This window comes from Micromonospora sp. CNZ299 (assembly GCF_002754415.1).
Genome location: NZ_PEFG01000001.1, coordinates 2,023,900 through 2,048,359, shown reverse-complemented (window position 1 = coordinate 2,048,359; position 24,460 = coordinate 2,023,900). Strand labels below are relative to the sequence as shown.

25 protein-coding genes are annotated in these 24,460 nt (G+C 71.9%); 15 read left to right on the top strand and 10 right to left on the bottom strand.

The window, feature by feature from the left end; all coding sequences use genetic code 11:
* The first annotated feature begins 67 nt into the window (after positions 1–67).
* Together CLT68_RS09860 and CLT68_RS09855 are read left to right on the top strand one after the other, a co-directional pair.
* Complete coding sequence (locus CLT68_RS09860; RefSeq protein ID WP_099850311.1) at positions 68–2,134, top strand: intein-containing Rv2578c family radical SAM protein; 2,067 nt, start codon at positions 68–70, stop codon at positions 2,132–2,134.
* A 24-nt stretch (positions 2,135–2,158) separates the two neighbouring features.
* On the top strand, positions 2,159–2,566 hold the full coding sequence (locus tag CLT68_RS09855) for a CoA-binding protein (protein ID WP_099850310.1): 408 nt from the start codon (positions 2,159–2,161) through the stop codon (positions 2,564–2,566).
* A gap of 239 nt (positions 2,567–2,805) precedes the next feature.
* Here the strand turns inward: CLT68_RS09855 and CLT68_RS09850 are convergent, their stop codons facing one another.
* On the bottom strand, positions 2,806–4,002 hold the full coding sequence (locus CLT68_RS09850) for an acyl-CoA dehydrogenase family protein (protein ID WP_099850308.1): 1,197 nt from the start codon (positions 4,000–4,002) through the stop codon (positions 2,806–2,808).
* A gap of 177 nt (positions 4,003–4,179) precedes the next feature.
* On the opposite strand from CLT68_RS09850, the gene CLT68_RS09845 reads away from it, so the two are divergent.
* Entirely contained in the window at positions 4,180–4,719 is a 540-nt protein-coding gene (locus CLT68_RS09845) for a DUF4190 domain-containing protein (protein WP_199177015.1), read from the top strand.
* A 25-nt stretch (positions 4,720–4,744) separates the two neighbouring features.
* On the opposite strand, the gene CLT68_RS09840 is transcribed toward CLT68_RS09845, so the two are convergent.
* Positions 4,745–5,650, bottom strand: coding sequence for an SDR family NAD(P)-dependent oxidoreductase (locus CLT68_RS09840; protein WP_088951378.1), 906 nt, complete (start codon positions 5,648–5,650; stop codon positions 4,745–4,747).
* 117 nt (positions 5,651–5,767) lie between these two features.
* Between CLT68_RS09840 and CLT68_RS09835 the strand changes: the two genes are divergently transcribed.
* Positions 5,768–6,322 (top strand): DUF4190 domain-containing protein, encoded by a 555-nt coding sequence (locus CLT68_RS09835; protein ID WP_099850306.1) that lies wholly within the window; start codon positions 5,768–5,770, stop codon positions 6,320–6,322.
* A gap of 46 nt (positions 6,323–6,368) precedes the next feature.
* Here CLT68_RS09835 and CLT68_RS09830 read toward each other — a convergent pair whose 3' ends face one another.
* Entirely contained in the window at positions 6,369–7,325 is a 957-nt protein-coding gene (locus CLT68_RS09830) for an HpcH/HpaI aldolase/citrate lyase family protein (RefSeq protein ID WP_088951376.1), read from the bottom strand.
* A gap of 128 nt (positions 7,326–7,453) precedes the next feature.
* On the opposite strand from CLT68_RS09830, the gene CLT68_RS09825 reads away from it, so the two are divergent.
* Positions 7,454–8,278 carry an SDR family NAD(P)-dependent oxidoreductase gene (locus CLT68_RS09825; RefSeq protein ID WP_088951375.1) on the top strand — a complete coding sequence of 275 codons (825 nt, stop codon included), beginning with the start codon at positions 7,454–7,456 and terminating at the stop codon, positions 8,276–8,278.
* A 10-nt stretch (positions 8,279–8,288) separates the two neighbouring features.
* On the top strand, positions 8,289–8,564 hold the full coding sequence (locus CLT68_RS09820) for a hypothetical protein (protein ID WP_486482126.1): 276 nt from the start codon (positions 8,289–8,291) through the stop codon (positions 8,562–8,564).
* Positions 8,565–8,574: 10 nt separating this feature from the next.
* On the opposite strand, the gene CLT68_RS09815 is transcribed toward CLT68_RS09820, so the two are convergent.
* Positions 8,575–9,534, bottom strand: coding sequence for a DMT family transporter (locus CLT68_RS09815; protein WP_099850302.1), 960 nt, complete (start codon positions 9,532–9,534; stop codon positions 8,575–8,577).
* 106 nt (positions 9,535–9,640) lie between these two features.
* On the opposite strand from CLT68_RS09815, the gene CLT68_RS09810 reads away from it, so the two are divergent.
* A complete protein-coding gene (locus CLT68_RS09810; RefSeq protein WP_099850300.1) occupies positions 9,641–10,360 on the top strand; it encodes an HAD family hydrolase in 720 nt (239 codons plus the stop codon).
* A gap of 8 nt (positions 10,361–10,368) precedes the next feature.
* Here the strand turns inward: CLT68_RS09810 and CLT68_RS09805 are convergent, their stop codons facing one another.
* Both CLT68_RS09805 and CLT68_RS09800 read right to left on the bottom strand, forming a co-directional pair.
* On the bottom strand, positions 10,369–10,878 hold the full coding sequence (locus CLT68_RS09805; protein WP_088951370.1) for a hypothetical protein: 510 nt from the start codon (positions 10,876–10,878) through the stop codon (positions 10,369–10,371).
* Between the two features lie 58 nt (positions 10,879–10,936).
* A complete protein-coding gene (locus tag CLT68_RS09800; RefSeq protein WP_099850298.1) occupies positions 10,937–11,806 on the bottom strand; it encodes a PhzF family phenazine biosynthesis protein in 870 nt (289 codons plus the stop codon).
* A 33-nt stretch (positions 11,807–11,839) separates the two neighbouring features.
* Here CLT68_RS09800 and CLT68_RS09795 point away from each other — a divergent pair, with 33 nt between their 5' ends.
* The 3 genes from CLT68_RS09795 to CLT68_RS09785 all read left to right on the top strand — a co-directional run bounded on the left by CLT68_RS09795 (position 11,840) and on the right by CLT68_RS09785 (position 14,994).
* Positions 11,840–13,126, top strand: coding sequence for a magnesium transporter MgtE N-terminal domain-containing protein (locus CLT68_RS09795; protein WP_099850296.1), 1,287 nt, complete (start codon positions 11,840–11,842; stop codon positions 13,124–13,126).
* Complete coding sequence (locus tag CLT68_RS09790) at positions 13,119–13,769, top strand: DUF1003 domain-containing protein (protein ID WP_099856980.1); 651 nt, start codon at positions 13,119–13,121, stop codon at positions 13,767–13,769. Before CLT68_RS09795 ends, CLT68_RS09790 begins: the two co-directional genes overlap by 8 nt.
* 76 nt (positions 13,770–13,845) lie before the next feature.
* Positions 13,846–14,994: an Mrp/NBP35 family ATP-binding protein gene (locus CLT68_RS09785; protein WP_099850294.1), complete on the top strand. Its 1,149-nt coding sequence runs from the start codon at positions 13,846–13,848 to the stop codon at positions 14,992–14,994.
* Positions 14,995–15,292: 298 nt separating this feature from the next.
* Here the strand turns inward: CLT68_RS09785 and CLT68_RS09780 are convergent, their stop codons facing one another.
* Both CLT68_RS09780 and CLT68_RS09775 read right to left on the bottom strand, forming a co-directional pair.
* Complete coding sequence (locus tag CLT68_RS09780) at positions 15,293–15,715, bottom strand: twin-arginine translocase TatA/TatE family subunit (RefSeq protein WP_088951365.1); 423 nt, start codon at positions 15,713–15,715, stop codon at positions 15,293–15,295.
* Between the two features lie 76 nt (positions 15,716–15,791).
* The gene (locus CLT68_RS09775; protein WP_486482125.1) at positions 15,792–17,246 is read right to left on the bottom strand and encodes a S1C family serine protease; all 1,455 of its coding nucleotides are present in this window, start codon (positions 17,244–17,246) and stop codon (positions 15,792–15,794) included.
* A 419-nt stretch (positions 17,247–17,665) separates the two neighbouring features.
* Here CLT68_RS09775 and CLT68_RS09770 point away from each other — a divergent pair, with 419 nt between their 5' ends.
* Entirely contained in the window at positions 17,666–18,235 is a 570-nt protein-coding gene (locus CLT68_RS09770) for an O-methyltransferase (RefSeq protein WP_088952177.1), read from the top strand.
* A 5-nt stretch (positions 18,236–18,240) separates the two neighbouring features.
* Here the strand turns inward: CLT68_RS09770 and CLT68_RS09765 are convergent, their stop codons facing one another.
* Positions 18,241–19,716, bottom strand: coding sequence for a M17 family metallopeptidase (locus CLT68_RS09765; RefSeq protein WP_099850292.1), 1,476 nt, complete (start codon positions 19,714–19,716; stop codon positions 18,241–18,243).
* 147 nt (positions 19,717–19,863) lie between these two features.
* A complete protein-coding gene (locus tag CLT68_RS09760; protein WP_007455245.1) occupies positions 19,864–20,031 on the bottom strand; it encodes a DUF3117 domain-containing protein in 168 nt (55 codons plus the stop codon).
* Between the two features lie 190 nt (positions 20,032–20,221).
* On the opposite strand from CLT68_RS09760, the gene CLT68_RS09755 reads away from it, so the two are divergent.
* The 4 genes from CLT68_RS09755 to CLT68_RS09740 are packed head-to-tail and all read left to right on the top strand — an operon-like array spanning position 20,222 to position 24,450.
* Complete coding sequence (locus tag CLT68_RS09755) at positions 20,222–21,040, top strand: PaaX family transcriptional regulator (protein WP_088951363.1); 819 nt, start codon at positions 20,222–20,224, stop codon at positions 21,038–21,040.
* A gap of 4 nt (positions 21,041–21,044) precedes the next feature.
* On the top strand, positions 21,045–21,836 hold the full coding sequence (locus tag CLT68_RS09750) for an enoyl-CoA hydratase-related protein (RefSeq protein ID WP_099850290.1): 792 nt from the start codon (positions 21,045–21,047) through the stop codon (positions 21,834–21,836).
* Between the two features lie 59 nt (positions 21,837–21,895).
* Positions 21,896–23,194 (top strand): DUF1800 domain-containing protein, encoded by a 1,299-nt coding sequence (locus CLT68_RS09745; protein ID WP_099850288.1) that lies wholly within the window; start codon positions 21,896–21,898, stop codon positions 23,192–23,194.
* 14 nt (positions 23,195–23,208) lie between these two features.
* Positions 23,209–24,450 (top strand): DUF1501 domain-containing protein, encoded by a 1,242-nt coding sequence (locus CLT68_RS09740; protein WP_099850287.1) that lies wholly within the window; start codon positions 23,209–23,211, stop codon positions 24,448–24,450.
* Positions 24,451–24,460 lie beyond the last annotated feature (10 nt).

The window sequence follows — 24,460 nt, the reverse complement described above, 5'->3', positions numbered from 1 at the left end:
CCCGAACGACCACCGGTGTACGGCGGGTCACTTGCACTCCACTCGTACGTGTGTTCGAATAGTGGCCATGCGCTGGGACAACCTCACCGCTCCCCCGGTCGAGGGAGACCCCGAGAGGGCAGCGCCAGCGACGCCACCCCTGCCGCTGGCGCTGCCCGGCGCCATTGCCCGCACCTTCGACACCCCCGAGTTCGCCGGGATGACCTTCTACGAGGTGCAGGCCAAGTCCATCCTCAACCGCGTGCCCGGGCAGTCCCGCGTCCCGTTCGAGTGGACCATCAACCCGTACCGTGGCTGTTCTCATGCTTGTGTTTACTGCCTGGGCGGTGACACCCCGATCCTGATGGCGGACGGCCGCACGAAGCCGATCAGCGAGCTGGAGCCCGGCGACCGCATCTATGGGACCGAGCGACGCGGCGCATACCGCCGATACGTCGTCACCACCGTGCTGGACAAATGGTCCACCGTGAAGCCTGCGTACCGGGTCACCTTGACGGACGGCACCACGCTCATCGCCAGCGGTGACCACCGGTTCCTCTCGGATCGTGGCTGGAAGTACGTCACCGGGACGATGCAGGGCGCCGGTCAGCGCCCCTACCTGACCACCAACAATCGCCTGATCGGCACGGGCCGTTTCGCAGCCGGGCCGAAGGAGTCACCCGACTACCGTCGGGGCTACCTCTGCGGAATGGTCCGCGGTGACGGGCAGCTCGGCACCTTCTCGTACTCCTACGGGGTGGTGCATCGGTTCCGTCTGGCACTGGTCGACGACGAGGCGTTGAGCAGGAGTGAGCGTTACCTTGCCCAGGAGGGCATCGAAACGAAGCGCTTCTCGTTCACACCGGCCAGCGCTACCCGCCAAGCCCTGTCTGCCATTCGCACCTCCAAACAGCGGGACATCGAGAGGATCACCGGGTTGATCCAATGGCCGGTCAGTCCCAGCGACGATTGGCGGCTCGGCTTCCTGGCAGGCATCTTCGACGCCGAGGGCAGCTGCAGCAAGGGCATCCTGCGCATCAGCAACAGCGACGACGCGATCCTCGACCAGACGACGGAGGCGCTGCGCCGGTTCGGGTTCACCTGCGTGCTCGAAGACCCCGGTCGACCAAACCGGGTGCGGCAGGTCAGATTGACCGGGGGTCTTCCCGCCCGGCTTCGGTTCTTCCACCTGACCGACCCGGCCATCACCAGGAAGCGCTCGATCGAGGGCGCCGCACTGAAGTGCAAGGCGGACCTCAGGGTTGTCGACATTCAGGCGCTCGGGCTGGAGCTGCCGCTCTGGGACATCACCACTGGCACCGGGGACTTCATCGCCGACGGGGTGGTGAGCCACAACTGCTTCGCCCGCAACACGCACACGTACCTCGATCTCGATGCCGGTGCGGACTTCGACCGGAAGGTGATCGTCAAGGTCAACGCCGGTGAGCTGGTCCGGCGCGAGTTGGCCGCGCCGAAGTGGCGGGGCGCGCACGTGGCGATGGGCACCAACGTCGACTGCTACCAGCGGGCCGAGGGCCGCTACCGGCTGATGCCGCAGATCATCGCGGCCCTGCGGGACTTCGCCAACCCGTTCTCGATCCTCACCAAGGGCACGTTGATCCTTCGCGACCTGCCCCTGCTGCGTCAGGCCGCCGAGGTCACCACAGTGGGCATCTCCTTCTCGGTGGGGTTCGTCGACGAGCAGCTCTGGCGTTCCGTCGAGCCGGGCACGCCGCATCCTCGCCGCCGGCTGGACGCGGTCCGGGCGCTCGCCGACGCCGGCTTCTCCGTCGGGGTGCTGATGGCCCCGATCCTGCCTGGCCTCAGCGACAGCGACGAGTCGATCGACGCCACCGTGTCAGCGATCGCCGCAGCCGGCGCTACCAGCGTGACCGCCCTGCCCCTGCACCTGCGTTCCGGCGCTCGGGAGTGGTACGCGCACTGGCTCGCCCGGGAGCACCCGCACCTCGTGCCCCGCTATCGCGAGCTCTACCGGGCCGGTGCGTACGCCCCGCAGGCGTACCAGCGGGAGTTGACCGCCCGGGTGCGGATCGCGGCACGCCGGCACGGGCTGCACCGCGGCGAGCGGGGCGACAACCGCAGCCTGCCCGAGCCGCCGCCACCGCCGGCTGCGGAGCAGTTGACTCTGCTCTAGTCGGCTCAGAGCTACAGTCGGCGGGTGCGTACCGCTTCGCAGATCCTCGCCGACTCCGCCGTGATCGCCGTCGTGGGTGCGTCCCGCGACCCGTTGAAGGCCGCGCACGGCGTGCCGTTGCAGATGCAGCAGCACGGCTGGCGCATCATCCCGGTCAACCCGACTGTCGACGAACTGTTCGGGGAGCGGGCGTACAAGTCGCTGGCCGACATCCCGCACCCGGTCGACCTGGTGGATGTGTTCCGGCCGGCGGCCGACGCCGTGCAGGTGGTCCGGGACGCGGCGGCCATTGGTGCCCCCGCGGTCTGGCTGCAACTGGGCATCGTCTCGGCCGAGGCGCGGCGGATCGCCGAGGAGGCCGGCATGGACTACGTGGAAGACCGCTGCCTCATCGTCGAACGCGCCGCCGCCGGCCTCACCCGCCTCGCCTGACCCACCCCGCTCCCGCGATCATGGAGTTGTGGTGCCAGCTTCGTGGGTTGCCCCTGGCGGTCCGCAGGGCCTGGCCAGAGAGCTGGCGAGCAGCAGAGCGAGGCGTCCGTCGGCGCGGACGGCCTCGGCGGAGAGCATGATGCCTCTGAGTCATATTGATGCCTCACAGTCATCACGCTCTTGACCGAAGGCACGGACAGACCGACCGAGCGACGGGCAACTGCATCAGCAGGCGCGGGTCAGAGCTTGTACTCCTTGAGCAGGCCGCGGGAGATGATGGTCTTCTGGATCTCCGAGGTGCCCTCGCCGATGAGCAGGAACGGGGCCTCCCGCATCAGCCGCTCGATCTCGTACTCCTTGGAGTAGCCGTAGCCGCCGTGGATGCGGAACGCCTCCTGGACGACCTCGGCGCAGTATTCGGAGGCGAGCAGCTTGGCCATTCCGGCCTCGACGTCGTTGCGCTGGCCGGCGTCCTTGAGGCGTGCGGCGTTGACCATGAGGGCGTGCGCGGCCTCGATCTTCGTACCCATCTCGGCGAGCTTGAAGGCGATCGCCTGGTGCTTGGCGAGCGGCTGGCCGAACGTCTTGCGCTGCTGGGCGTAGCTGACCGCCAGCTCGAAGGCGCGGATGGAGATGCCGCAGGCGCGGGCGGCCACGTTGACCCGGCCCACCTCGATGCCGTCCATCATCTGGTAGAAGCCTCGGCCCACCTTGTCGGCGCCGCCGAGGATCGCGGAGTCGGGCACTGTCACCCCGTCGAGGACCATCTCGGTGGTCTCGACGCCCTTGTAGCCCATCTTTTCGATCTTGCCGGGGATGGTGAGGCCGGGGGCGGTCTCGCCGAAGCCCGGCTCCTTCTCCAGCAGGAAGGTGCTCATGTTGCCGTAGACCGACTCGGCGCCGGTGTCGGTCTTGACCAGGGTGGCCACCACCGAGGAGTACGCCCCGTTGGTCAGCCACATCTTCTGGCCGTTGAGCACGTAGTTGTCGCCGTCGCGGACAGCCCGGGACTTGATCGCCGAGACGTCGGAGCCGGTCTCCGGCTCGGACATGGAGAACGCTCCGCGCACCTCGCCGGTGGCCATCTTCGGCAGGAGGCGGGCCTTCTGCTCGGCCGAGCCGTGCTGGGAGATCAGGTACGCCACGATGAAGTGGGTGTTGACGATGCCGGAGATCGACATCCAGCCCCGGGACAGTTGCTCCACCACCAGCGCGTAGGTCAGCAGCGACTCGCCGAGGCCGCCGAACTCCTCGTCGATGGTGAGGCCGAACAGGCCCATCTCACGCATGCCGTCGAGGATGTCGGTGGGGTACTCGTCGGCGTGCTCCAGCCGCTGGGCGTGCGGAATGATCTCCTTGTCGGCGAAGTCCCGAACGGTCTCCAGGATCGACTGTTGCACATCGGTCAGGCCGGGCGTCTGGGCGAGTCGAGCCATCACAGCCTCCGGGGATCCGCGCACTACTCATGGGTAACTGAACGCTGGGTCAGTATCGGTCTCCGGAGCCGACGAGGCCAAGGTGACCAGTCCACACAACCGCTGTGAAAAGGTTCACCGCTGCGGGTAGCGTCCGGCAAGAGGGACTTTTCCGGCACCGGCAGGAGGAGGACAGCTGTGAGCTACCCACCGCCGTCGGGACCACCGTCAGACGAGCAGCCACCGTCACCCTACGAGCCGCCCCGGGACCAGTCGCCGTATGCGCCGCCGCCGGCCGGCCAGCCGCCGCACGCGCCACAACCAGACCAGCCGGCGTTCGAGCTGCCGGCGGAACGCTCACCGTACGGGCCGCCTGCGGACGATCCGTCGCCGTACGGGCAGCAGGGGCCGCACCAGTCGGGGCACTGGAGTCAGCAGCCGCCGTACCCCCCGCAGGGCCCCTACGGCCAGTACGGCCCGCCGCCCTCCGGGCCGGGTCGGGGCACCAACGTGCTCGCGATCCTGTCGCTGGTGTTCGCCTTCGCCTTTCCGCCGGCCGGTGCCGTCCTCGGCCACGTGGCCAAGCGGCAGATCCGCACCAGCGGCGAGGAGGGTGACCAGCTCGCCACCTGGGGGCTGATCCTCGGCTACGTCTTCACCGGGCTCACCCTGCTGGCGTGCTGCGGCTGGCTGGCCCTCGTGGCCCTGGGCAACACCGGCGACAACGGCGGCTACTGACCGCCGGCCGCACTCAGGCCGCCGGTCAGCGGAACCGGGCCTCGCGGACGCTGTTGCCGCCGTCCACCACCAGCATCTGGCCGGTGATGTACGAGGCTGCCGGGGAGCAGAGGAAGCTGATCGCCGCGGCGACCTCGTCCGGAGTGCCCGGTCGACCCACCGGCGTGCCCAGCCCTTGCTTGATCTCGGCCATCGTGGACGCGGCGGTGTAGATGGTGCCCGGTGCCACCGCGTTCACGGTCACGCCGTCGGCGATCATCTCCATCGCCAACGCCCGGGTCAGCCCGACGACGCCGGCCTTCGCCGCGGCGTACGCGGCCTCGGTGGGCAGCGCGTTGACGGGGCCGGCGGTGGCCGACAGGTTGACGATCCGACCCCAGCCCCGCTCGGCCATCCCCCCGATGAACGCCCGACTGCACAGGAACGCCGTGGACAGGTTGCGGTCGATCTCGCCGCGCCACTCGTCGTAGGTCAGCTGCGCGACCGGCCGCAGCACTCCCTGGCTGGCCCGGCTGGCCAGGCCGGCGTTGTTGACCAGCACCTCGACGTCGCCCAACTGCTCGGCGACCGCGTCGGCCAGCGCGCCGACCTCCGACTCGTCGGTCAGGTCCGCGACGAAGCCGGTCACCCCCAGCTCGCCAGCGCGTTCGTGGATGCGCCGGGTGGTGGAGACGATGGCCACCCGGGCACCCAGGTCGGCGAGTCGGCGCGCGGTCGCGTACCCGATGCCGTCCGGGCTGCCCGCGCCGGTCACCAGGGCGACCCGCCCGTCGAGCCGCATGGTCACCGGGTCGGCCAGCGCGACCGGCTCGTCAGGGCCGGGGCCGCCTGCCGGCGCGGCCGCGCGGGCACGTCGGGCCCCGCCCGGGCGGCTGACGTCCCGTCTGGGTCGGCTGCCGGAGCGGTCCGCGGCGCGCGCGTCGAATGCCATGTCGAGATCCTGCCCGTTACGACCGGCCCGAAGCAACGCGGCACCCGGGAGCGGGGTCAACGGTTTTGGTCACCCCTGGCTACCCTGACGGCGCACCCGACCTGACGGAGAGATCGCATGACCAACCCCCCGCCCTCTGGCGGCTGGCACGACCCGGCGTGGTCGGGACAGCAGTCCGGTGACCCCACCCTCCCGGTGAGCAGTCAACCGGCACCCACCCAGCCGATCGCAGTCAACCCATACGCGCCGACCGACCCGTACGCGCCGACCAGTCCGTACGCGGGCGGCGCGCCGCAGATACCGACCCAGCCCGGCCCGTACGCGGCCACGCCCGGTTACCCGCCGCCTGGCTACCCGGGTTACGGGTACCCGCCCGCACCGAAGCAGAACGGCCTGGCCATCGCCGCGATGGTCGTCTCGATCATCGGCGCCCTCGGCCTCTGCGCGTACGGCCTCGGTGGCTACATCGGCGCGATCGGCGCGATCCTCGGCCACGTGTCCCGTAAGCAGATCAGGGAGCGCGGCGAGGGCGGCGAGGGCTTCGCCACCGCCGGCATCATCGTCGGCTGGGTCGCCACCGCGCTGGCGGTGCTGGCCACCATCGTCATCGTGATCTTCATCGTCTGGGCCGCGAACCAGGACCCGTCCAGCTACGAGAGCGGCAACTACTGAGTTCGGCGAGCCGCCCCCGGGTGCGACCCGGGGGCGGCTCTGCGGTTCACTCGGCCGGTGGGGTGAACGACGAGGTACGGCTCATTCCGGCGGCCCGGCCCTTCGCGGCGACCACGAGCGCCATCTTGCGGGACGCCTCATCGATCATCTCGTCGCCGAGCATCACGGCGCCCAGCTTGCCGCCGGCCTCCGAGGTGTAGTGCTCGTACGCGTCGAGGATCAGCTCGGCGTGGTCGTAGTCGGCCTGCGCCGGCTGGTAGACCTCGTTGGCGGCGTCGATCTGACCCGGGTGCAGCACCCACTTGCCGTCGAAGCCCAGCGCCGCCGAGCGCTTGGCCACCTCGCGGAACCCGTCGACGTCCCGGATCTGCAGGAAGGGGCCGTCGATGGCCTGCTTGTCGTGCATCCGGGCGGCCATCAGGATCCGCATGAGGATGTAGTGGTACGGGTCGCCCGGGTAGTCCGGGATCAGCGCGCCGACCACCAGGGACTTCATGTTGATCGACGCCATGAAGTCGGCCGGGCCGAAGATGATGGTCTCCACGCGCGGCGAGGCGGCGGCGATCGCGTCCACGTTGACCAGCCCGGCGGCGTTCTCGATCTGCGCCTCGATGCCGATCCGGCCGACCTCCAGGCCGAGCGTCTTCTCGATCTGGGTGAGCGTCAGGTCCAGCCACTGCACCTGGGCGGCCGTCTGCACCTTCGGCAGCATGATGCAGTCCAGGTTCGCGCCGGCGCCCTCGACGACGTCGATGACGTCCCGGTAGGTCCACGGGGTGGTCAGGTCGTTGACGCGGACCACACGGGTCTTCCCGGCCCAGTCCCCCTCGTTGAGCGCGGCCACGATGTTCTTGCGCGCGTCCGGCTTGGCCAGCGGGGCGACGGCGTCCTCCAGATCCAGGAAGACCTGGTCGGCCGGAAGGCCCTGGGCCTTGCCGAGCATCTTGACACTGGAACCCGGCACGGCGAGGCAGGACCTGCGGGGGCGACCGACTGCGGCCATGGATGCGCTCCTTCCAGCGTCCGGCGGGCATGCCGACGCCACCTGACGACAGAGTTGAGAACTTAACGATCCCAAAGGGCGTTGTGACGCCACGGTAACCTCGCGCCATGACCGGGGTGAATGGACCTGTGGAAGATCTCACTGGGCGTCGGCTGGTGGTGGTGACCGGGGCAAGCTCCGGCATCGGGTTGGCCGCCGCCGTGCAGCTGGCCTGCCGCGGTGACCAGGTTGTGCTGGTCGGGCGGGACCCGGCACGCCTCCAGGCCGCAGCGGAGCGGGTACGGGAGAACTCGGGCGAGCGTCCGGAGTTGTTCCGAGCCGACTTCGCGGTCCTGGACGACGTGCGCCGGCTCGCCGAGCAGTTGCGGGCCGCGTACGACCGGATCGACGTGCTCGCCAACAACGCCGGTGCCATCGCGCTGCAACCACTCACCACCGTCGACGGCTTCGAGATGTCGATCCAGGCCAACCACCTGGCCCCGTTCCTGCTGACCAACCTGCTCGCCGACCGGGTGGGCCGGATCGTGGTGACCGCCTCCGGTGCGCACCGCTTCGGCGCGCTCGACCCGGACGACCTGAACGCGCCGCTGCGCGGGTACCGGCCGATCGGCGCGTACGGAACCAGCAAGCAGGCGAACATCCTGTTCACCGCCGAGGCGGCCCGACGCTGGCCGGAGATGTCCGCGTACTGCTTCCACCCCGGGGTGGTGCGCACCCGGTTCGGCAACGACAGCAGGCTGGTCGCGTTCGGCATGCGGTTCATGCCCTTCCGCAGCCCGGAGAAGGGCGCCGAGACCCTGGTGTGGCTGGCCAACCAGGACCGGTCCCGGCTGACCAACGGCGGCTTCTACGCCGACCGTCGCCCGCGTCGGCCGTACCGCAAGGCCAGCGACCCGCGGCTCGCCGCCCGACTCTGGGAGGCGAGCGCGAAGGCCGTCGGCATCGCTGGGTAGCGTGGCCGCCATGCTCACTCTCGTCGCGTTGGTCGAGTACGCATCCGGGGCCGAGGCCGCCGGGCAACGCTACGAGGACGCCGTGCTTGCCCTTCTCGGGCGCCACGGCGGCCAGCTGGAACGGCGGCTGCGTGGCACCGACGGGCGGACCGAGGTGCACGTGATCCGGTTCGACGCCCGCGCCGGCTACGAGTCGTTCCTCGTCGATCCGGAACGGGCCGCGCTGCGCGCCGCGCTCGGCGAAGCCGCACCGACGACCCGGGTCATCGAGGTCCACGAGGTCTAGGCAGGTCCGCTCAATCCCTCAGCGGTTCGGCGTCAGCGGGCAACGGGGTGGGTGGCGCGGCGCGGCGGCCGGCCCGGGCGCCGCCGAGCACCACCACCGCCACCCCGGCCAGCAGCAGCGCCATCCCGAGCAGCGCGTACGGGCGGGGAACCTGACCCAGCCAGGCCCAACCGAGCAGGGCCGCGCCGGGCGCCTCCAGCAGGATCAGCACGCTCACCGTGGTCGCCGGGATCTTCTTCAGCGCGTAGTTGAACATCGAGTGCCCGAGCAGTTGGGCGCCGACCACGAGGGCGAGGATGGCCAGCCAGGTCCGCCCGTCGAACCCGGTCAGCCGTACGCCGCCGATCAGGCACATGACCAGCAGGAGCAGTGCGCAGATCCCGTAACAGATGGTGGTGTAGGTGGTGGTGCTGATGCTGGTCCGCGCCCGCTCACCGAAGGCGGTGTAGACGGCGGCGAACATGCCGCCGGTCAACGCCAGCACGTCGCCGAGGACGGCCCTGCCGGAGACCCCCACGTCCACCCCGGTGGCGATCGCGGCGCCGCCGACCGCCACCGCGATGCCGATCCACACGATCCGGGGCAGCCCACGCCCCTGGGCGCGCGCGATCAGCCCCTGCCAGACCGGCTGGGTGGCGACCAGGGCGGTGGACGTGGCGACCGAGGTGAGCTGGGCGCTCGGCACCCACGTCGCGAAGTGACCGGCCAGCGCGACCCCGGACAGGATGCAGAACAGTCCCTCCCGCCGGCCCACGCCGGTGGTCAGCCTGCGGAACTCGGCGCGACGGCGGGCCAGCGCGAAAGGGCTCAGCACTGCCACCGCGAGCAGGTTGCGCCAGAACGCGATGGCGAGCGCGGGTGCGGCGGCGTACGCGATCAGTGGCGCGGACGACGACACGGCGACCACGGCCAGACCGACCGCGCCGGTGGTCAGCGGATCGAGGGACGGTCGGGGTGAAGGTGGGGACACGGGACGTAATCCTCACACGTATGACGGACGACACGCAGCGTCATCACTCCGTTACGATCACGCGGGTCCGCGCCGCCAACCCCCGACCGCCCGGAGGCGCTCCCCCATGCCCACCTACCAGGCGGTGCTGTTCGATTTCTTCGGCACCCTCACCCGTTCGGTGCAGCGCGGTGTCGCGCACACCGACACCGCTGAGCTGCTCGGATGTGACACCGACACGTTGACCGAGGTGCTGGACCGCACGTACTACGAGCGGGCCACCGGTCGACTCGGCAACGCGGAGGCGACCCTTCGGTGGGTGTGCGCCCAGGCTGGCGTACACCCGAACGACACCGCGGTGCGAGCGGCCGTGGCGTCCCGGCACCGGGCGGTCCGCGCGGACACCTGGCTGCGGGCCGACGCCGTGCCGGTGCTGGCGGCCCTACGCCAGCGCGGCCTGCGTACCGGGGTGATCAGCGACTGTACGCACGAACTGCCGGCCTTCCTGCCACAGCTCGCGGTCGCCCGCCTGCTCGACGTGCGGGTCTTCTCTGTACAGGTTGGACGGTGCAAGCCGGACCCGGCGCTCTACCTGACCGCCTGCCAGCGGCTCGGGCTCGCCCCGGGCAACTGCCTGTACGTCGGTGACGGCGGCAGCCAGGAGTTGACCGGTGCCGAGCGGGCCGGGATGACCGCGGTCCGGCTCGCTGCGGCGGACCTGGCCACACACATGGTGTTCAACGCCGACCTGGACTGGCGCGGCCCCACAATCGGCACCCTGCGCGAGGTGCTCGCCCTGGTCGACGTCAACGCCGAGGTGGTGAGCGCCGGCGGCCGGGCGGGTTGACGCGCCGATCAGCGGCGACGAACCCGGTGCAGGCGGAACGGCTTGCGGGTGGCCCGGACGGCCGGGGTGGGCCGAGGCGGCTCGGCCTGCGCATCGGCCGGCAGGTCCGCGCCGGCCAGCGGCGTTCCGGCCGGGGTGAGCCGGTTGACCGCGCATCCGTCGGCGGCCCAGCGGGCCACCAGGTCAGCGGTCGGACCGGGCGCGTTGAGACGCTTCGCCGCCACAAGCGGCGCGGTGGTGTCCCACGCCTCCGTGCCCGGCTGCACCCGGCTCACCTGTGCCGACCAGGTGACGATCCGACCACCGTGGTCGCCGCGCAGGGAGACCTGCGCCTCGGTGGCGTCGGCCAGACCCGGCGCTGCCTGCTCGCCCGGCCCGCTGACCACCAGGAGAGCGCCCTCCAGTGGGGCGCACCAGAGCGCGAGCGCCGGCCCACCGGAAACGCTGACCCAGGCCACTGCAGCCTTCTTCATCGCCTCGTCGACCAGCGGCGTCGACCCACGCGCGTCGTCAGTCACCCTCGCATCCTGCCGCACCTCGGCCCCTGACGCGTAGGCCGCCGGCGCTTTGGTGCGATCAGCCCACGAACGGCGGCACCGCGATCTCACCGCGTGCCACCGGCATCACCTGACCGGCGACGGTCGCGCCGACCGCCACACCGTTCGCCGCCGTGACCGTGCAGGCCAGCGAGGACGGGCGGTTGATCTCCACACCCTGACGGACCGCGTAACGGGACAGCCCCTCGGCCGGCAGCAGACCGCTCGCCACCAGCCAGACACCGAGGCCGAGGGCCGCCGAGCCGGTCGCCGGGTCCTCCGGGACACCCATCCCCGGCACGAAGACCCGGGCGTGCGCGGTTTGCGTGGGGGCGTCCCAGGAGAAGACGCTGACGTGCGACACCCCATAACGCTGCGCCGCCGTCGCGTTCACCCGCGCGCGGGCCACCGACTCCGGACGCACGGGGAGGTACGGGAACTCCAAACCGCAGCCGGCGACGCGGGGAGCGGGCCCGATGTGGTCGTCCGCGACCAGCCCGGCGATCTCCAGCAACGGCTCCGGGTCCAACTCCGGCCCGAGAGTCGGCGTGCCCCCGGTCAGCGTCGCCCCCGACGCGGTCACCTCGATCGGCAGCACCCCGGCCTCGCACTCCTGGGTGACCTGCCCCACACCGAACATGCCCCGCCGGCTGGCGGTGACCGCCGCGCCGACGCTCGGGTGCCCGGCGAACGGCAACTCCTCCACCGGGGTGAAGATCCGGGCCCGGTAGGTGACGCCGACCTGGGTCGGTGGCAGCACGAACACCGTCTCGGACAGGTTGAACTCCAGCGCGAGCGCCTGCATCTGCTCGGTGGCCAGCGCCTCCGCGCCAAACACCACGGCCAGCGGGTTGCCGGCGAAAGGGCGGTCGGTGAAGACGTCCACGATCTCGTAGGCCAAGGTCGACATGTTGATAAACACTAGGCGCTTAGGCTGGTGCCCGTGAGCACGCCGACCCGGGTCTACATCGCCCGTCTCGCCGGAGTCGCCGTCTTCGACCCGAACGGTGACCAGGTGGGGCGGGTTCGCGACGCCGTGGCACGGCTGCGGGCGACCAAACGGCCCCCGGAGGTGGTGGGCCTCGTCGCCGAGATGCCGATGCGCCGCCGGATCTTCCTGTCCATCAACCGGATCACGTCCATCGACGTGGACGCCGTCGTGCTGGGCTCCGGCACCCTCAACCTGCGCCGGTTCGAGAAGCGCCCGAACGAGCTGCTGGTGCTCCAGGAACTGCTGGACCGACGGGTACAGCTCGACCCGGGCGGCCAGCCCGGCGCCGTCGTGGACGTTGCGATGGAGTGCAGCCGGGGCGGCGAGTGGTCGCTGACCCGCGTCGCCGTACGGGAGCAGACCGGTCGGCTCAGCCGCCGCGGCCACCTGCACCAGGTCGAGTGGGACCGGGTGCGCGGGCTCAGCGGCATCGCCGACAACCGGGGTACGGCCAACCTGCTCGCCGTCCTGGAGGACATGCGCCCGGCCGACCTGGCCAACGCGCTGCAGGACCTGCCCGACGCCCGGCGCAACGAGGTCGCCGCCGCGCTGGACGACGAGCGGCTGGCCGACGTGCTCAGCGAGCTGCCCGAGCACGACCAGGTGGAGATCCTCGCCGCACTCGACCGGGAGCGGGCCGCCGACGTACTGGAGGAGATGGACCCGGACGACGCCGCGGACCTGCTCAACGAGCTGCCCCCACCCGAGCAGGACGTACTGCTGGACCTCATGGAGCCGGACGAGGCCGACCCGGTGCGTCAGCTCCTGAAGTACACGCCCGGCACGGCGGGCAGCGTGATGACCTCGGAGCCGGTCATCCTGCCGCCGGACGCCACCGTCGCCGAGGCGCTGGCCCGGATCCGGGAGCCACAGCTCTCCCCCGCCGTCGCCGCGCAGGTCTTCGTGACCCGGGCGCCGCAGAACACCCCGACCGGCCGCTACCTGGGCATGGTGCACTTCCAGGCGCTGCTGCGTGAGCCGCCGGCCGACCTGCTGGGCAAGGTGGTGGTCAACGACATCGACCCGCTGCGCCCCACCACCCCGTTACCGGAGATCACCCGTCGGATGGCCACCTACGACCTGGTCGCCATGCCGGTGATCGACCGGAGCAACCGGCTGGTCGGCGCCGTGACAGTGGACGACGTGCTGGACCACTCGCTGCCCCGCGACTGGCGGGACCGCGACACCCTGACCGGCTCGGGCGCCACCGACGCAGGGCTGGATGGCGCGGATGGCTGAGCAGCGGCGGAACGGACGGCTCGACCAGCCACGCGAGCCCCGGGGCATCAAGCTGCCCCGGTTCGACGCGGAGGCGTTCGGCCGGTGGTCCGAGGGCATCGCCCGGGGCATGGGCACCGCGAACTTCATCGTCGTCATGACGGTGGTCATCGCGATCTGGTTCGTCTGGAACACGTTGGCGCCGGTTGACCTGCGCTTCGACCCGTACACCTTCACGTTCCTGACCCTGGTGCTGTCGTTGCAGGCCAGCTACGCGGCGCCGCTGATCCTGCTGGCCCAGAACCGGCAGGCCGACCGGGACCGCGTGGCCCTGGAGGAGGACCGGCGGCGAGCCACCGCGCAGAAGGCGGACACCGAGTACCTGGCGCGGGAGATCGCCGCACTGCGGATCGCGTTGGGTGAGGTGGCCACCCGCGACTTCCTCCGCTCCGAGCTGACCCGGCTGGCCGAGGAACTGGACGAGGCGGGGCAGCGCCGGCAACGGCTGGAACGCCGCCAGCAGGACAAGGACATCCGGCAGGAGAAGCGCGGCAGGCGACCGACCGACGGTGTCGGCCTGGACGAACCACGCGACGACCTGGACGGCGACTTCGCCCGGGACGCCCGGCCGGACGGCACCGGGCCGCGCCCAGCGGACAGCTGATCAACGGGTCATCGATTGGCTCACACCGCCCCGGCCAGCGGCGGCAGCGGATGCCCCGCGACGTAGCATTGTGGGCATGTCAGCACCCGTGAGCACCGTCGAGGACGCGATCCAGGCCGCCCTGGCCACCGTCAACGACCCGGAGATCCGCCGGCCCATCACCGAGCTGGGCATGGTCCGCTCCGCCACGATCGGTGCCAGCGGCGTCGTACGCGTCGAGCTGCTGCTCACCGTCGCCGGCTGCCCCCTGAAGGACAAGCTGCGTAACGACATCACCGCCGCCGTCGCAGCGGTGCCCGGCGTCACCGGCGTGGAGATCGACTTCGGTGTGATGACCCCCGAGCAGCGGCAGGGGTTGCAGTCGCAGCTGCGCGGCGGCGGCGCCACCGAGGAGCCCGTCATCCCGTTCGCCCAGCCCGGCTCACGCACCCGGGTGTACGCGGTTGCCAGCGGCAAGGGTGGCGTCGGCAAGTCCAGCGTGACTGTCAACCTGGCAGCGGCCCTCGCCGCCCGCGGGCTCTCCGTCGGCGTGGTCGACGCGGACATCTACGGCCACTCGGTGCCCCGGATGCTCGGCACGGAGGCCCGGCCCACCCGCGTCGAAGACATGATCATGCCGCCGCAGTCGCACGGCGTGAAGGTGATCTCCATCGGCATGTTCACCTCCGGCAACGCCGCAGTGGTGTGGCGCGGCCCGATGCTGCACCGGGCGTTGCAGCAGTTCCTGGCCGACGTCTACTGGGGCGACCTGGACGTGCTCCTGCTCGATCTGCCCCCGGGCACTGGTGACGTGGCCATCTCGCTGGCCCAACTGCTCCCCAACTCGGAGATCCTGATCGTCACCACCCCACAGACCGCCGCCGCCGAGGTGGCCGAGCGGGCCGGTGCGATCGCCCTGCAGACCCACCAGCGGGTGGTTGGCGTCATCGAGAACATGTCCTGGCTGGAGCTTCCGGACGGCTCACGGATGGAGATCTTCGGTGCCGGGGGTGGCACGGCCGTCGCCGAGTCGCTGAGCCGGACCATCGGCGCGCAGGTGCCGCTGCTCGGGCAGATCCCGCTGGACACCCGGGTCCGCGAGGCCGGCGACGCGGGCAACCCGATCGTGCTGGCCGAGCCGGAGTCCCCGGCCGCGCAGGCGCTCAACTCCGTTGCCGACCGGCTCGCGATGCGCCGTGAGTCGCTGCTCGGGAAGCCGCTCGGCCTCAAGCCCGCCGGTCGCTGACCACCACGAACACCGCCAGCCCGTCGGCCACTGTTGGCCGGCGGGCTGAGTCGTGTCTGCGGGTGCGCAGTCCAGCCCAGGCGTGGCCGGCACGGCCGCCACGGTCCGCGTGGCCGCGTGGTCGGCACGGCCGCGCGGCGCATGGTCAACTCGGGTTTCTAAAAGTCGGGGCATTCCGCGCCGATTTAAGGCCGACTTTCTGAAACCCGAGCTGATCAAGGCGAGCGCAGGCCGCGCGAGCACGACGGCAGGCCGCGCGGGCCGAGCCGAGCCCAGACTGAGTAGGGCGCGGGGTCGGTCAGGTCGCGTCGTCGTAGCTGACGCGGGGGGCCGGCGCCGAGGGGCTGGTGGTGGCCGTGCCGGGCCGGGCGCCGTCCGACCTCAGGTCGGCGGAGCTGGCCACGTCCTTGAGGTCGTCGTGCACGCTGCTGACGTCGGCGCGCAGGTTGTCGTAGACGCCCTGCAACGGCTTACGGATCGCCGCCTCGTCCTCCTCGCTGAGGAGGTGCTTGCGGATGAACGCCTTCGGGTGCAGGTCCTCCAACTGGATGTCGGTGCCCAGCTCGCGACTCAGGTCACCGGTGGCGTTGCGGGCCATGTTGCGCAGGTTGCGCACCAGCCGCAGGCCGTCGGTGATGACTGCGGGCAGCCGGTCACCGAAGATCAGCAGCGCCAGGAGCAGCAGCGCTCCGATTTCCCACCAGTTCAGGTTGTCGAGCATCCCGCTGGCCTCCTCTCGGCGTCAGCAGCAAGACTACGCACGCCGGGAGGCGTTCGGGCAAGGGGTGAGCCGCTGTTCACTTCGCGTCCGCGGCGAGAGTTACCGAGGTGTTCTGCCGGTCGGAGCCCCGCCGGAATTCGACGGTCACCACCGATCCGGGCGCGTACTTGCGTACCAGCGCGGTCAGGTCCGTCGGCTCGGTCATCGGCCGGCCGTTGATCTTGAGGATCACGTCGCCGACCTTCAACCCGGCGCCGGCCGCCGGGCCGGACGGCTCCACCTGCGCCAGCCGCAGGCCACCCCCGAGTGCTCCGGTCGGGCCGTCCACGCGGGCGCCGATCACCGTACGCCGGGCCTTGCCGGTGCCGATGATGTCCTGGGTCACCCGCTTGGCCTGGTTGATCGGGATGGCGAAGGCGAGGCCGATGTTGCCGGCCTCCTGCCCCTCGGCGACCAGTGACTTGATGGTGGAGTTGACCCCGACCACCCGCCCGGCGCCGTCGACCAACGGCCCGCCGGAGTTGCCGTGGTTGACCGCGGCGTCGGTCTGGATCGCCGCGTAGTAGCGCACCGGCCCGCCCGGCTCACCGGCCTGCATCGTCCGGTCCAGGGCACTCACGATGCCGGCGGTGACCGTGTTGGCCAGCGAGAGCGGTGAGCCCATGGCGAGCACCGGGTCGCCGACGGCCAGCGCGTCGGAGTCCCCGAACTCCACCGCCCGCAGGCCGGGACGACTCACCTTGATCACGGCGATGTCCGATTCCGGGTCCTGACCGACGATGGTCGCCGGCGCGGTGCTGCCGTCGTTGAAGACCACCGAGGCCTTGCCGGTGCCGCCGGCCACCACATGGTCGTTGGTGATCACATGACCGTCGGCGGTGGCGATGAAGCCGGAGCCCTCACTGGTGCCGCCGAGACTGCTCACCCGCACGGTGACCACGCTGGGCAGGACCCGCTCGGCGACACCGGCCAGTGACTCCGGCTTGCGCTGGGCCAGCGCCGGGGCCTCCGCCGGCGCACCGCCGAGCACCGCCTCACCGGCCCCGCCGCGGACCGCGAACGCGTAGCCGAGCGCGCCGCCGAGGGTGCCGGCCAGCAGAGCGGTGAGTACGGGGATGAGCAGCAGGTGACGCAGCGTCGGTCGGCCCGGCGCGTCCGGGTCGGTGACCGCCTCGGGCTCGGTGCCGGTCGCCACCACGCCGGGCACCACCACCGCGGTCGGCGCAGCCGGGTCCCGCCATGGATCGGCAAGCGCGTCCGACCACCAGGGCGACGCACCGGCCGTGCCGGACGTGCCGGGTGCCGGCCAGCTCGGCGAGGGCCCAGCCGGGCCGTAGGTGCCAGGTGCCGGCCAGGGCGACGCCCCGGCTGAGCCGTACGCGCCAGCTGCGGGCCAGGGCGGCGCCCCAGCCGGGCCGTACGTGCCGGGTGCGGGCCAGCTCGACGAGGGCCCGACAGGCGGCACAGCGGCCCCGGGCGTCGTCGGCGGGTGCCCTGGTGCCGGGCCGCCGGCTGACGGCACGATGGGCACGTTGCCAGCCCCTGGCGTGGTCGGCGATCCCGCCGGAGGGGTCCCTGCCCCGGGCGGTCCCGCCGGGGTCTCACCGCCCCGGCGCCAGTCCCAGCCGTCGGTCACGTCGGTGCCTCCCAGTCCGTCCCCGGATCCCGCGCCGCGTCGCCCGGCCACGGGCCGGTTCGGTCGCGGCTGACGGGATACCGCCTCCAGGATTGCACGGATGCCCGCGATGGAGTCACCGCTTGCCCCGGTGATCGCAACAGGCGGAGGCGCGGCTGCGCCTCATGACGGTCGCCTCTACGCTCACAGTGCCAACCCGCCCCCGCACCACGCACCGCCCCCGGAGGTGCCCCATCGCCACGGTCGCCGGTTCCGGCAGTTCGACGGCACAGGCTCAACAGTTCGCCGAGTCGTACGTCACCGAGGACCTCGTTCTGCGCACCGCCCGCAGCCTGGCCCGGGAGGTGGGCCTCGACGCGGTCACCCCCGGCGCGGGAGCGGCGCTGCGGCTGCTGGCCGCTGCCGGCAACGCCCGCGCCGTTGTGGAGATCGGCACCGGCACCGGGGTGAGCGGCGTCTGGCTGCTCCGCGGCATGCGCGCCGACGGCGTGCTCACCACCATCGACGTGGAGGTGGAGCACCAGCGGATCGCGCGACGGATCTTCGCCGAGGCGGGCTTCGCCGCCGGCCGTACACGGATCATCACCGGTCGCGCGTTGGACGTGCTGCCCCGGCTCGCCGACGGCGCGTACGACCTGGTCTTCGTGGACGCGGAGGCGACCGGCTTCCACGCCTGCGTGGAGGCGGCGCTGCGGTTGTTGCGCCCGGGGGGCGTGCTCGCGCTCAACGGTGTGCTGGCCGGTGGCCGGATCGGTGACCCGGCTGCTCGGGACGCGGAGACGGTGACCGTCCGCGAGACGATCAAGGCGGTCCGGGAGTCGGAGCACTGGATCCCCGCTCTGCTTCCGGTCGGCCACGGGGTGCTCGCCGCGGTGAAGTGCTGACCTGGTCAGTCGACGCTGGCCAGCCAGCGCAGCAACCACCGGACGCCCCAGCCGGTGGCACCTTTGCTGACCTCGGCGTGGTCGCCGTCCGCCCAGGACGGGGCCGACATGTCCAGGTGCAGCCAGCGGTCGCGTAGGTCGCCGGTGAACTCACGCAGGTAGAGGGCGGCCAGCACCGAGCCGGCACCCTGCGCCGGCGCGCTGTAGAGGTCGGCGATCTCGCTGCCCAGGTATTCGACGTAGTCGCCGTGCAGCGGCATCCGCCACACCGACTCGCCGGCGGCCTCGGCCGCGGCCCGCACGTCGGCCGCCAGCTGGTCGTTCTCGCTGTACAGGGCGGCGGTGCGCTTGCCCAGGGCGACGGCGTTGGCGCCGGTGAGGGTGGCCAGGTCGAGCAGCAGGTCCGGCTTGAGCTGCTGCACCGCGTACGCGAGGGCGTCGGCGAGGACCAGCCGGCCCTCGGCGTCGGAGTTGGTCGTCTCGCTGGTCGTGCCGCCGTAGTGCCGGATGACGTCGCCGGGGCGGAACGCGGAGCCGCTGACCATGTTCTCGGCGAGCGGGGCCAGCGTGGTGATCCGGACCGGCAGCCGCAGCGTGGCGGCGCCCACTGTGGCGGCCACGACGGCGGCGGCGCCGGCCATGTCCTTGCGCATCAGCTTCATCGCCGGCACCGGCTTGATCGAGATGCCGCCGGTGTCGAAGGTGATGCCCTTGCCGATCAGCACCACGTGCGTACGTGCGTCGGCGGGGTGCCAGTCCAGTTCGACGAGTCGGGGGCCGCTGGCCGAGCCGCCGCCCACGGCGAGGATGCCGCCGAAGCCCTCGGCGGCCAGTTCGTCCGGGCCACGGACCCGCAGCCGCAGGTCCGGCAGGTCGACTGCGGCGGAGGCCACCTGCTCGGCGAACCACTGCGGGTTCTTCAGCGAGCTGGGGGTGTTGGTCAGGTCGCGGGCGAGGTGGGTCATCGCCGCGGTGGTCTGGGCCGTGGTGACGATGGCCTCGAACGCGCCCGGGTCGGCCAGCAGCAGATCGACGCTGCTGAGCGCCGGTGTGGTGCCGGCCTCGGTCATGCGGAACCGGTACGGGGCGAGCAGCAGCCCCTCGGTGAACCCGCGGACGGCGGCCGGAGTCACGCCCTCCGGTAACGCGATGGTGATATGGATCTCATCCGCAGCGGAGCGGGCCAGGGCCGCGCCAGCCGTCCGCCAGGCCGCTTCGTCGCCGTCACCGATGCCGAGCAGCAGCAGCCGGCCGGGAGTGCGCCCGGGGCGGAGCTGGGTGTGGATCTCACCGGCCCGTCCGCTCAGTCGGGCCGCCGGCACCAGCGCGGCGGCCTCGTCGGCCGTGCCGTCCGGGGGTGCCACGGCGGTCGAGACGGGCTCGGCCGAGGTGTCACCTCCCGCTGCCGCATCGGCGGTGCGAACAGGCAGGACGAGCACGTCGAGCCGGTCGGGCTCGGCGATCAGACGGATGGCGAGCACGCGGGACCGTACCTCCAGGAAAGTGTCGCGGAGCGGAACCGAGCCCGCCTGCCCGCGCTGATGAAGACCCTGAGCCACCGGCGTTACCGGTGGCTCAGGGTCGCAAGAACGCTCCGGGCGGCGTGAGCCGCCCGGAGCACTCCTTACTCAGCCGGCCGCTGCCTTCAACGCGTCACCGAGCGCGTTGGCCTCGTCGGGAGTCATCTCGACGACGAGCCGGCCACCGCCCTCCAGCGGGACCCGCATGACGATGCCCCGCCCCTCCTTGGTGACTTCCAGCGGACCGTCGCCCGTCCGCGGCTTCATCGCCGCCATGTTGTCTCCCCTCAGACCTACACCAGGGTCGGTGGGTTGCCCCACAGCCACTTCGTCTCGACCACCCGCAACGGTCACGGGGGTGTCGACCAACGATTTTCCCTGATGAACACCGCCGGACCCAAACCGGAGCAGCATTGATGTAACAGCATCTAGCTTATCTTGAGAAGGCCTGTCACAATGTGCGGTCATGCAGGCACGGTCGGCACTCTTCGACCTGTACGGCGACCACCTCCGTCCGAGGGGTGGCCGTGCACCCGTTGCTGCCCTGGTCAAGCTGCTGGCGCCGCTGGGAATCGCACCGCCAGCCGTTCGCACCGCAGTGTCTCGGATGGTGCGCCAGGGCTGGCTGGAGCCACTCCGACTGGTCTCTGGACCGGGATATTCGATCACACCGAAAGCAGCCCGACGACTCGACGAGGCAGCGGCCCGGATCTACCGGACCGGCCGGGTCACCTGGGACGGCCGGTTCGATCTGCTGGTGCTGGAGGCCCCCGGCTCCCGACGGGACCGGCAGCGGCTCGCCTCCAACCTGAGCTTCCTCGGCTACGGCACCCTCGACGAGCAGACCTGGGTCGCCACCCGCCCCGCCGAGGACGTGGACCTCCTCCTCGCCGAGGCCGGCATCCGGTTCGAGCGGTTCACCGCCTCGCACTTCGCCGGCACCCCCGGCGCGATGGGTGTGGTCCGGCGGGCGTGGAACCTCACCGAGATCGGTCACGCCTACGAGCGGTTCGTCGCGGACCAGCGCCCGCTGCTCGCGGCGGTCACCGTGCGCAGCAGCGACGAGGAGGCGTACGCGACCCGGTTCCGGCTCGTGCACGCGTGGCGTACGTTCCTGTTCCAGGACCCGCAGCTGCCCCCGGCGCTGCTGCCCGAGCGCTGGCCCGGCACCGCCGCGGCCAGTTTCTTCGACCGGCACGCGGCACGTCTGCGTCCGGCCGCCGACCGGTACGTCGAACAGTGCCTCGACGCCGGCAACCGCCTCGTCCGACAGAAGGGTCGTTAGACACGTGACCGAGCCGCTGCTGGTCGACCGGACCGACGCCGTCGTCACCCTCACGCTGAACCGGCCGAACGCGATGAACGCGCTCGACGTGGCGCTCAAGGAGGCGCTGCGGGACGCCCTGGCGGAGCTGGAGACCGACCGGTCCTGCCGCGCGGTCGTGCTGGCCGGGGCGGGCGGATCGTTCAGCGCCGGTCAGGACCTGCGCGAGCACGTGTCGACGCTGGAGAACTCCGCCAGTGACCCGCTGGGCACCGTGCGGGCGCACTACAACCCGATCGCCGCCCGGCTGGCCAACCTGCCCAAGCCGGTGGTCGCCGCGGTCCGTGGGATGGCCGCCGGGGCAGGCGCGTCGTTGGCGTTCCTCGCCGACATCCGCATCGGCGGGCCGACGACCAGTTTCCTGATGGCCTTCGCCAAGGTCGGCCTCGCCGCCGACACCGGCGCCTCCTGGACGCTGCCCCGACTGGTCGGCCACGCCAAGGCGGTGGAGCTGCTGCTGCTGGCCGAGCCGGTCCGCGCCGAGGAGGCCTGCCGGCTGGGGCTGCTCAACCGGCTGACCGACGACGACGAGCAGGTGCTGCCGGCAGCACAGGAGTTGGCCGCCCGCCTCGCCGCCGGCCCCACCGTCGCGTACGGGGCGATCAAGCGGCAACTCTCCATCGCCGACGCCGGCACCCTCGCCGACGCCCTCGCGGCCGAGGCGCAGGCCCAGTCGATCTGCGGTGCCACCGCCGACCACCGGGCGGCCACGCTCGCCTTCGTCGCCAAGCAGAAACCGGTCTTCGAGGGACGCTGAACGCGATTCGGACGCCGCCCTTACCGTCCTCGAACACGGGCCACCTAGCGTCGGCCGGTATGAGCGATCGTGAAGCGGTGGCGCACCTGCTGCGCCGGGCCACCTTCGGGCCGACCGCCGACGAGGTGGACGCGGCCGAGCGGGCCGGCCCGGCGGCGACGCTGGACCGGCTGCTCGCCCCCGGTCGGGCCGACCGTGGTGCGGCGGCCACCCCACCGCCGGCGCTGGCCGCGGACCCGTACGCCCGGCTGACCGGCGAATCCACCCGGGAGCAGCGGCAGCAGGCCAACGCGGAGCGCCGCGAGCAGCTCCAGCAGGTCACCGGGTGGTGGCTGGACCGGATGGTGGCCGCCGAGGACGGGCTGACCGAGAAGCTGCTCTTCTTCTGGCACGGGCACTGGGCGACCAGCGCTCAGAAGGTCAAGTCCGCGCGGACGATGCTGGGTCAGTTGGAGATGCTGCGCCGCCACGGACGGGGGCCGCTGGGCCCGCTGGTCGCGGCGATGGTGCGCGACCCCGCCCTGATCATCTGGCTGGACGGGCAGAAGAACACCCGCAAGGCACCGAACGAGAACCTGGCCCGCGAGCTGATGGAGCTGTTCACGCTCGGCATCGGCAACTACACCGAGGCGGACGTGAAGGCCGGCGCGCGCGCCCTGACGGGCTGGGTGGTCGACCGGCGTACCGGTGTCGCCCGGTTCGAGGCCAGGCGGCACGACCCCGGCGAGAAGACCATCCTCGGGCAGAGCGGCCGGTTCGACGCCGAGGCGTACGCCGGGCTGCTGGCCGCCCAACCCGCGGCGGCGACCTTCGTGGCCGGGCGGCTCTGGTTCCGCTACGCCGGCACCGAGGTGCCGGCACCCGACGGCCTGGCCGGCGCGGACACCGCCGCGACCCTGCGCGCGCTCTTCTCCACGCCGGCCTTCGCCCAGTCCCGGGGCATGCTGGTCAAGCAGCCGGTGGAGTGGCTGGTCGGTGCGCTACGCCAGCTCGGCATCCGACCCTCCGCCCTGCCCGAGCAGCAACGCAAACAACTGCTGGCCGGTCTGAACGCCCTGGACCAGGTGCCGCTGCGACCGCCCAGCGTGGGTGGCTGGCCCGCCGGGGCGGCCTGGCTGACCACCTCGTCGTTGCATGCCCGTCTGCGCACCGCCGGGATGCTCGCCGCCGCAACGGCACCAGCGGTGCTGGCCCGGCTGACCGCCGCGCCCACCGCCGGCCGACCGGACGCGCTGGCCCGTCTGCTGGTGGTCGACGACTGGAGCGCGCGCACCCGTGCCGCCCTCACACCGCTGGCCGACGAGCCCCGCAAGTTGCTGGCCGCCGGCCTGGTCAGCCCCGAATACACAGTCAGCTGAGCGGAGGAGTCGACATGGACACCCTGACCCGACGCAGGTTCCTGCTGACCAGCGGGGTGGTCGGCGCGGGCGCGCTGGCCGCCGGAGCCGGCGCGTACAGCCTGCGGGACCTGTTGGACACCAGCGGGGACCGCGATCCGCAGGCCCGCACGCTGGTGCTGGTGACCCTCTACGGCGGCAACGACGGGCTCAACACGGTCATCCCGTACGGCGACCCGGCCTACCGGGCGGCCCGCCCCGAGCTGGCGTACCCGGACGGGGAGGTGCTGCGGTTGGACGACGGCTTCGGTCTCAACCCGGCGCTGGCCGGCCTGCACCGGCGCTGGTCCGGCGGCGGGCTGGCGATCGTGCGCGGGGTCGGCTACCCGAAGCCGGACCGCAGCCACTTCCGGTCGATGGACATCTGGCACACCGCGCAGCCGGACCGGCCGGGCAACACCGGGTGGCTGGGCCGTTGGCTGGACTCCGCCGGCGGCGACCCCCGGCTGGCGGTCTCCTTCGAGCCGGCGCTGCCGCCGCTGCTGGCCGGGGCGCAGAGTGCCGGCGCCGCCGTGCCGGTGACCGAACGGAAGGCCGCCAAGGGCCTGTCCGCGGAGACGCTGGCCGCCCTCGCCGCCGCCCAGGCCGGTGAGTCGGCGGCCCGGAGCCGGGCCGCCGCCTGCTTCGCCGACCTGCGGTCGGTGGACGAGATGATCCGCCAGGTACGCGACGCCGCCGACCCGGACACGGCGGACCCGGACGACGAGCAGGCACCCGCCACGGCGACGGGCGGGGCACGCACCCCGCTGGACGCGCAGCTGGACCTGGTCGCGCAGTGCGTCGAGGCGGGAGTGTCCACGCGGGCGTTCTCGGTGTCGCTCGGTGGCTTCGACACGCACGCGGACGAGAAGCAGTTGCAGGCCGTCCTGCTGGGTCAACTGGACCGGGCGTTGACCGGATTCGCCGACCGGATGAGCCGCACCGAGGCGGGTCGGAAGGTGGTGGTGGCGGTCTACTCCGAGTTCGGCCGGCGCGTACGGGCGAACGCCTCGGACGGCACCGACCACGGCACCGCCTCGGACGTGCTGCTGCTCGGCGGGGGCGTACGCGGCGGTTGGCACGGAGCGGCGCCGAGCCTCACCGACCTCGACGACGGCGACCTGAAGTTCACCACCGACTTCCGGGACGTCTACGCCACCCTGCTGGAACGGGTGCTGGACACCGACCCGGGCCCGATCCTCGCGGACTGGCGGGGACGAGTGGACAAGCTGTTTTAGGGCGTGTTTC